The sequence below is a fragment of the Candidatus Chordibacter forsetii genome, from assembly GCF_964187505.1.
GTDB lineage: Bacteria > Verrucomicrobiota > Verrucomicrobiia > Opitutales > Seribacteraceae > Chordibacter > Chordibacter forsetii.
Genome location: NZ_CAXLML010000184.1, coordinates 1 through 8236, shown reverse-complemented (window position 1 = coordinate 8236; position 8236 = coordinate 1). Strand labels below are relative to the sequence as shown.

General features: G+C 44.2%; 9 protein-coding genes. 8 read left to right on the top strand and 1 reads right to left on the bottom strand.

All coding sequences use genetic code 11. The annotated features are described in order from the left end of the window. From panB to ACKPQ4_RS08130, 8 genes are all read left to right on the top strand, one after another. Positions 1 to 906 (top strand): 3-methyl-2-oxobutanoate hydroxymethyltransferase (gene panB, locus ACKPQ4_RS08165; protein ID WP_407680696.1); only part of this gene is annotated, 906 nt, incomplete at its 5' end. 4 nt (positions 907 to 910) lie between these two features. Beyond that, positions 911 to 1918 carry an NAD(P)H-dependent glycerol-3-phosphate dehydrogenase gene (locus ACKPQ4_RS08160; protein WP_407680695.1) on the top strand — a complete coding sequence of 336 codons (1008 nt, stop codon included), beginning with the start codon at positions 911 to 913 and terminating at the stop codon, positions 1916 to 1918. 21 nt (positions 1919 to 1939) lie between these two features. Beyond that, on the top strand, positions 1940 to 2611 hold the full coding sequence (locus tag ACKPQ4_RS08155; RefSeq protein WP_407680694.1) for an epoxyqueuosine reductase QueH: 672 nt from the start codon (positions 1940 to 1942) through the stop codon (positions 2609 to 2611). A 29-nt stretch (positions 2612 to 2640) separates the two neighbouring features. Continuing rightward, positions 2641 to 3453 carry a serine O-acetyltransferase gene (gene cysE, locus ACKPQ4_RS08150; RefSeq protein ID WP_407680693.1) on the top strand — a complete coding sequence of 271 codons (813 nt, stop codon included), beginning with the start codon at positions 2641 to 2643 and terminating at the stop codon, positions 3451 to 3453. A 65-nt stretch (positions 3454 to 3518) separates the two neighbouring features. Next, the gene (locus ACKPQ4_RS08145) at positions 3519 to 4760 is read left to right on the top strand and encodes a nucleoside monophosphate kinase (RefSeq protein ID WP_407680692.1); all 1242 of its coding nucleotides are present in this window, start codon (positions 3519 to 3521) and stop codon (positions 4758 to 4760) included. A gap of 32 nt (positions 4761 to 4792) precedes the next feature. After that, complete coding sequence (locus ACKPQ4_RS08140; protein ID WP_407680691.1) at positions 4793 to 5911, top strand: aminopeptidase; 1119 nt, start codon at positions 4793 to 4795, stop codon at positions 5909 to 5911. 10 nt (positions 5912 to 5921) lie between these two features. Then, positions 5922 to 6917 carry an adenosine deaminase family protein gene (locus tag ACKPQ4_RS08135; protein ID WP_407680690.1) on the top strand — a complete coding sequence of 332 codons (996 nt, stop codon included), beginning with the start codon at positions 5922 to 5924 and terminating at the stop codon, positions 6915 to 6917. Further along, a complete protein-coding gene (locus ACKPQ4_RS08130) occupies positions 6918 to 7847 on the top strand; it encodes an RluA family pseudouridine synthase (protein ID WP_407680689.1) in 930 nt (309 codons plus the stop codon). Positions 7848 to 7851: 4 nt separating this feature from the next. Here ACKPQ4_RS08130 and ACKPQ4_RS08125 read toward each other — a convergent pair. Further along, positions 7852 to 8236: LOG family protein (locus tag ACKPQ4_RS08125; RefSeq protein WP_407680688.1), on the bottom strand; the 385-nt coding region annotated here is incomplete at its 5' end.

Here is an 8236-nt window from a genome sequence, read left to right as displayed (position 1 = left end):
TCGCAAAAACCTGAAATAAAGCCGATAGAAGAAGGGGGCAAGTCAGAGGTTCGGCCTAAGCCTTCGCCAAGGCCTCAAAGGCAACCTGAGCGCCGTGTGCATGAACACAAGACTAAGCATTTTGATGATCAGGCACGCAATGTGCGCGATATCGCAAACCTGAAGGGTAAGCGCCCCATTGTTGCCCTGACTGCATATGATGCGGTGATGGGCAAGTTGGTTAACGACGCGGGCGTTGATTTTATTTTGGTGGGCGACTCGGTGGGAACAACTTTATTAGGGCACCGCACAACCATACCGGTGGATATGACCGATATGGTGCGTCACACTGCCGCGGTTCGCCGTGCCCAACCCAAGTGCTTACTGGTTGCTGATCTCCCCTTTGGAGAGGCGAGCTTTTCCTTTGATCGACTGCTCGATTCGGCCCGCCGGTTGATGCAAGAGGGCGGTGCGGATGCGGTCAAAATTGAGGGAGGTCGCGATGTCGCCGATGATATCGAAAAACTTGTCTCCACTGGGGTGCCGGTGCTTGGTCATATCGGACTACTACCCCAGACGGTAAAAGCAATTGGTGGATACCGGAAGTTTGGCGGCGATCGCCAGGAAGCGGAGGATTTATATACTGATGCAATCGCCCTTGAAGAGGCAGGTTGCTTTGCGGTGGTCGGGGAAATGATTGAGGATGCGGTTGCTCGTGAACTAACCAAGCAGATTCTTCCACCCCTGATCGGGATAGGTAGCGGGGCAGCGTGTGACGGGCAGATTTTGGTAAGTGCCGATATCCTGGGGTATAACACAAGGAAGGCACCTTCGTTTGTGAAAACTTATGCCAATTTAAACCAAGTTATCTCTAAAGCTCTTTCTCAGTATGTAACTGAGGTCAAGTCTAGGGAATTTCCCGCCTGAATTTATGAATTTTTCTGTATTAGGAGCTGGGGCATGGGGTACAGCGATGGCAGTATACCTAGCCAGGCTCGGTCATGTAGTCACTCTTTGCCCTCGGCGGATGGAGCATGCCCTCCAGCTCTCATCTGACCGAAAAAACCTTGATTACTTACCTACAGTTGAATTTCCCTGTGACTTACAGGTTGGCAGGGAGGTGGCTCCGGCAATCATGGAAGCCGATTATATCTTCCTTGCCTGTCCTTCTCACGCATTGCGGAAAACTGCATCGGGGGTAGTCGAGCATCTTGTTACCAGCCCTCAACTAAAAGGTGCTCTTGCCCTATGCAAAGGCCTTGAACCAAAGACCAATAAGTATTCTCACGAGGTAATGGCTGAGGTGCTTGGCCCCTCCATAAATTGTGGATATTTAACAGGGCCTTCGCATGCGCTGGAATTGGCAGAGGGTAAGCCTGCTGCAATGTGCCTGGCACTTGATCAAATGGAAGCAGATACTCTTAGCCTACAGGAGGCAATTAGTTCATCGTCTTTGCGCATTTACCGCTCTGATGATCGAGTGGGGGCAGCCATCGGGGGGTGCCTGAAAAATGTTTATGCCATTGCGGTTGGCCTATCTGATGGATTGGAGTTAGGAGATAATGCCCGTGCCGCATTAATTACTCGCTGCCTTAATGAAATGATCGAACTTGGTTTCCATCTCGGTGCAAAGAAGGATACATTTGTGGGCTTGAGTGGAGTGGGTGACCTTATTGCAACTTGTACGGGTGAATGGAGTAGGAATCGAACCTTTGGTCAATCGATCGCTCGTGGAAAATCAGCAAAGGCCATGATTGAGGGTCAAAAAACCGTTGTCGAGGGTTACTGGGCTACAGAATGTTTTTATAGAAAAAGTAAAGAAGCTGGTGCAACCGCCCCCGTTTTGGAACAAGTATATCGTACTCTTTACGAGGGGAGTGACCCGAGGAGTTCAGTAATTGAATTAATGTCTCGCGGGTTAAAAGCAGAAGGATCTTGATAACCTAATAAAGACCCATTCATGAATACAGCGGAACGTCCTAAGCTAAAAGCCCCAGGTGGTGTAAGCGAGCTGTTACTTCATTCGTGTTGTGCTCCTTGTGAGGGAGAGGTTTTGGAGACAATGCTTGAGTCTGGAATCAAGCCGACAGTTTTTTTTTACAACCCAAATATTCACCCCAAAAAAGAGTACGAACTGCGAAAGGAAGAGGATAAAAGATTTTGTGAAAAACTCGGTCTTGCCCATCACGACGGTGATTATGATGTAAGGAATTGGTTTGAGCGAATAAAGGGCATGGAGTGGGAGCCTGAACGGGGAATCCGATGTACCAGTTGCTTTGATATGCGTTTTGAACGTACTGCTCTGTTTGCGAAAGAGCACGGGTTTAGAGTCTTTACGAGTTGCCTGGGGATTTCTCGCTGGAAAAATATGGCCCAAATTAATGGTTGTGGAGAACGGGCTGCGTCCCGTTACGACGGAATGACTTACTGGACTTACAATTGGAGGAAATGTGGAGGCTCGCAAAGAATGCTTGAGGTTTCCAAAAGGGAAAACTTTTATCAGCAGGAGTATTGTGGCTGTGTTTATTCTTTACGAGATACTAACGAATGGAGGATGTCCAAGGGACGAAAAGAGATAGAAATTGGTAAGAATTTTTATGGTACTGAAACCAAGCAAGAATCAAACTCGTAATACTTCAGCTTATTTATTAATATGTTGAAATGATCAATTCTTCGGTTTGGCAATCCCTTCGTAACGAAGCTACTGCAGTAGCATCGCGGGAGCGCATACTTGCCAAGGTACTAACTGAATATGTATTAGAGCGGTCATCTTTAGAGGATGCATTAAGTTGGCGTTTATCTTCCCGCTTAGCAAAAGGTGCAGTTCCTGGTAATGATTTAAGGGAACTCCTGCTTCATGCTTACAACTCTGTCCCTACTATTATTAAGTCAATCGAACGAGACCTCGAAGCAGTTAAGGAAAGAGATCCGGCATGCGATGATTTCCTTAGCCCCTTTTTATACTTTAAGGGATTTCAAGCTTTGTCTGCTTACCGAGTATCCAATTGGCTCTGGATAGAAGGTCGTAAAGACCTCGCTCTTTACCTGCAAAGTCTAATCTCGGTTGTCTATGGAGTTGATATCCACCCTGCTGCTTTAATTGGCAAAGGTATACTACTTGACCACGCCACTGGTTTTGTAGCTGGAGAAACTACCGTAATCGAGGACAATGTGTCTATTTTGCATGAAGTTACTCTCGGCGGAACCGGAAAGGATCGAGGTGACAGGCACCCCAAAATCCGTTCTGGTGTTCTCATTGGAGCAGGCGCGAAAATACTTGGTAATGTCGAGATTGGTGAAGGGGCACGGGTAGGAGCAAGTAGTGTGGTATTGGCAGATGTTCCTCCTCATGTATCAGTAGCCGGCGTACCATCGAAAATACTTGGCTCTTTTGCAGATGAATCGATTCCTTCTTTGGGTATGGATCATACCCTAATTAATATGAAGGTATATGAAGCGGGGGGAGGTATCTGAACCAAACTTCCTCATTTTAGCCCCAATGATTGACGAAAACGAATCTAGTATTTAAAAAAACAGATATGCCAGAATTATCTAATCCCGATATCGTTTCCTTTAAAAATGATGAACAAACTGGTGGAGTCTCAAGTAAACCAGTAGAAGATATCGAAGTAAAAGACGCCCAGATGATTTTCGATTCAGTTTGGCATGAACTGGAGAAGGAAGTTGGTGCGGAAAACCTCAAGTTTCCAGCAGAAATCTTCTGGCTTAATGGTGCTCCTGGAGCAGGGAAAGGTACACAAACCGCATTCATTATGGAGTTTCGTGACCTCACCGAGAGACCTATTGTGGTGAGTGAACTCTTACAATCCCCGGAAGCCAAGAAAAAGATTGATGCCGGCTTACTTGCCGGTGATCGCGAGGTTACAAAACTAGTACTCCGAGAATTACTTGATCCAAAGTACGAAAGTGGCGCAGTAGTGGATGGATATCCCCGTACTAAAACTCAGGTGGAGTGTTTAAAGCGTTTTCATAGACGATTAAGCGATTTGCGAAGCAAGTATCTAGGGACATTCCAAGAGTCACAGTTCCCCAAGCCCCGCTTTCATATAATCATGCTCTTTATTGATGAGGATGAAAGTGTGCGCCGACAACTCTTGCGAGGAGAAAGGACAATTGCTCACAATAAAGAGGTTGAAGCCTCAGGGGTAGGCACCAAATGGGAGACGCGCAAGACAGATCTAGACGATTCATCCGCTCACAAACGGTACAAAACCTTTAAGGAATCCACTTACGATTCCTTAACCACACTACGCGAAGTTTTTCATTATCATTTTATTAATGCCCACGGGACCATTATTGAAGTTCAGCAACGTATTATTAGTGAGTTAAAGTATCAGAGTTCCCTCGAGCTTGATCAACCAACTTACGATCGAATATCCTCCATTCCCCTTGCTGAACAACTATCCTTGCACGCCAGGCAGATCTTGGTCAATCGTTTGGATTCTTATGAGAAATTTCATTGTGAATTATTTGAACAGGTGGTTGGTTTAATAAAATCAAAGTTCATTCCGATTGTTGAGAAGCATTCAATTTCGGGGTTAGCATACATCAACTCAGAGGATGCTGTACTTAATGATCCTCTAGCAATAGCAATGCTAATAGATGTTTTTACTGAGCGAGGGTTTACTGCAGTCGTGGATATTCGTAAGATGGAAGTCCCCGCAAGGATTGATCCAAAGTCATTCGAAATAATTAATAGGGTAAAAAATGTCTATCGTGTGAGAATTAATTTCTCTGGTTCGAAAATCCGTCGCGGTTAATCACACTTCACTTCTTTAATTCTTATACATATATGGACCCCAGGTATCATAAGCTTGCCAGTAATTTGGTCTCTCACTCGGTTAATTTATCTCCAGGCGAAAAGGTCCTCATTCATGCGTTTGATGTTCCTGAAGAAATTACCCTTGCCCTGGTGCGAGCAGTAAGGCAACGCCAGGCACATCCTTTTGTCCAACTTCAATCTGGTCGGGTTGAGCGAGAGTGTTTACTTGGTGGAAAGGTTGAGCAATTTGAAACATCCTTAAAGTGGGAACTTGAAAGAATGAAGGAAATGGATGCTTATATCGCTTTGCGCGGTTCATCTAATGTTTTTGAAACTTCAGACCTTCCTTCTGATGATCTACAGAGAGCCATGAAAACTCTCAAGCCAGTTCTCGACTGGCGGGTAAATCAAACAAAATGGTGTGTTTTGCGCTGGCCAACCCCGTCAATGGCACAGCAGGCAAAGATGAGCACAGAAAGGTTTGAGGATTTTTACTTTAATGCCTGCTGTATGGATTATGCAAAAATGAGTTTGGCAATGAACGGTTTAGTTGAGCGGATGCGTAACGCCGACCAGGTTTCCATTTCCGGTCCAGGAACTGATTTAAATTTTTCAATTAAGGGCATTGACGCAGTCGGTTGTTCAGGAACTCACAATATTCCTGACGGTGAAGTGTTCTCATGTCCGGTAAGAGACAGTGTAGAAGGGTATATTACCTACAATGCCGACACCATATATCAGGGGACTTCTTTTTCCAATATTAGATTGTCTTTTAAAGATGGGCGAATTGTAGAGGCAACGGCATCTTCAAATGAAGATAAATTGAATGAAATCCTGGATTCTGATGACGGCTCTCGTTATATCGGAGAATTTGCCATCGGGTTTAATCCGATGATCAAAGAACCAATGCTGGATATTTTGTTTGATGAAAAGATATCTGGCTCTTTCCACTTTACTCCTGGCCAAGCTTATGAAGAGGCAAATAATGGGAATAAATCACAGGTTCACTGGGATATGGTCTGCGTCCAACGTCCGGAATGGGGAGGTGGAGAAATTCATTTTGACGGGGAATTAATTAGAAAAGACGGACTATTCATTCCCGATAACTTACAGTCACTCAATCCGGAAAATCTGCTGTCCAACGGTTAATCATTTTAAGATGGATCGCTTTATCGAGTCTCTACCTAAAACGGAGACTCATCTGCATATTGAGGGAGCAATACCTTGGGAACTCTTTGAAAATCGTTTTCCTGGAGAATTCCTTCAGGTTCCAGAGTTCAGGAAGCCCGACTTCCGCTATAATAACTTCCAACAGTTTGAAAAGATTCTAATTGATCATGCATTGCGAGTAATTAAGAGCCCTGAGGATTACGCAGAGATTGCGAAGATGCTGTTCGCCACGCAACTTTCCCAAAATATTGCTTATGTCGAACTAAGTTTTCATGCGGGCATGATTGAGTTCCTTAAAATCAGTGGGAAAGATATTATTCAAGCTATACGGTCAGTCGTGCCTGATGGCTTGGAGGTTCGTATTTTTATGGGTATGAGCCGGGATTCTTATTCTTCATTCCTTGGACCACTATTAGAAGAAGCAGTCGAGAGTTGGGAAGGTCTTTATGGCATCGATCTTCATGGACCTGAAGATTTACCCTCGAAAGATTGGATGCCTCGATTATGGTCCATTGCCCACGCAAATGGAAGAATGCTAAAAGCCCATGCTGGTGAGTTTGGCTCTGCACAAAATGTCAAATGGGCGGTCGAGAGTCTTGGAGTAAAAAGAATCCAACATGGAATAAGTGCATCGGATGATGAAACTGTAATGGAATTACTTGTGGAGAAGGGTGTGGTTTTAGACCTTTGTCCAATAAGTAATTATAAATTACGGGTTTTTGATAATTGGGATGATTATCCAATTCGTAAATTTTTAAACAAAGGAATTCGTTGTACGATTAGCACGGACGATCCTTTCTCATTTGGAAATTGCTTGAATGATGAGTACAAATACCTGGTTCGTTACATGGGCTTCTCCGCCTCCGAAATCGCGGAAATTGCCAAAACTGGTTTCGATATAGCTGACCTTCAGGATTATCAAAAGAAAGAATCGATGAATCAAGTTGATCATTTATTATCCCTGGAAAGAGGGAATGAATTGTAAATGAAAGACATCTTCACTTGCCCCGACAACCAAAGTGGTCGAGTAGACAAAATTCTTGCCGATAAGTATTCAGATTTTAGCAGGGAATTTATAAAACAATCTATTGAGGTTGGTAAGATCTCTCATATTGATGGATCCCTCATCGTACCGAAGACCAAAATTAATTCGGGAGATCAATTATTAGTCGATTTATCTCGCCCGAAAATTAATGCACTTGAGCCATACAAATATGACCTATCCATCATCCATGAGGATGATCATATCCTTGTAGTCAATAAACCAACCGGTATGGTAGTACACCCAGGGGATGGGACCGACAATACAACCTTGGTTCACGCTCTTTTGAATCATTGCCCAAATGCGTTATCTCCTATTGGAGCACCGCTTCGTCCAGGTATTGTTCATCGGTTGGATAAGGAAACGAGCGGTATCATCTTGGTAGCTAAGTCTGAACTAGCACACCTTTCACTCGCTGAACAATTCGCAGGTCGTAAAACGGGAAAGCTTTATCAGGCAATTGTCTGCGGAAAGGTCGGGAAATATGGGGAGTTTAATCAACCGATTGGACGCCACCCAAAGGTACGCGTGAAAATGGCAGTTTCCGAAAAAGGGAAGTCGGCCTGTACGAAATGGGAAAGACTAAGTTCTTTTGGTGATGAATTCAGCCATGTGAAATGTGAGATTTTGTCTGGCCGGACCCATCAAATAAGGGTTCATTTCTCTGCGGCCATGCACCCGTTAGCAGGAGATGTAACATACGGGTATAAACAACATAAGGCAAAGCCCGTCGTTTTCCCTCGGGTTATGCTTCATGCATGGAAGTTAAGTATTTTTCACCCAGGGCACAAAAAACAAGTAAGCTTTACATCTCCACCTCCTAATGACTTCGATCAATGCCTTGGCAAGTTAAAGGCATTAGTCGGCGAATAAATAGTTAGTCCTTATGTGTAAGGGTAGTGGTGATTCGGGAAAACGCATCATCCACATCGTCGACAATTTGAAAGAGTTCGACATCACCTGGTGAAATTACTCCCCATTTGATAAAATGATCAAAATTGATCAATCCATCCCAAAACTCTTTACCGTAAAGAAATACAGGTAGTTTCTTGTGCAGTTTATTTGTTTGAGCCAGGGTAAGGGTCTCAAATAATTCATCCATCGTCCCAAATCCACCTGGGTAAACGACTATGGCTTTCGCATGGTAAAGGAAGTAAAATTTCCGCAGGAAAAAGTAATGGAACTCAAAAGAGAGCTCAGGATCAGCGTAAGAATTAACACCTTGTTCAAAAGGGAGGCTTATTCCTAGTGCAACGGATTTC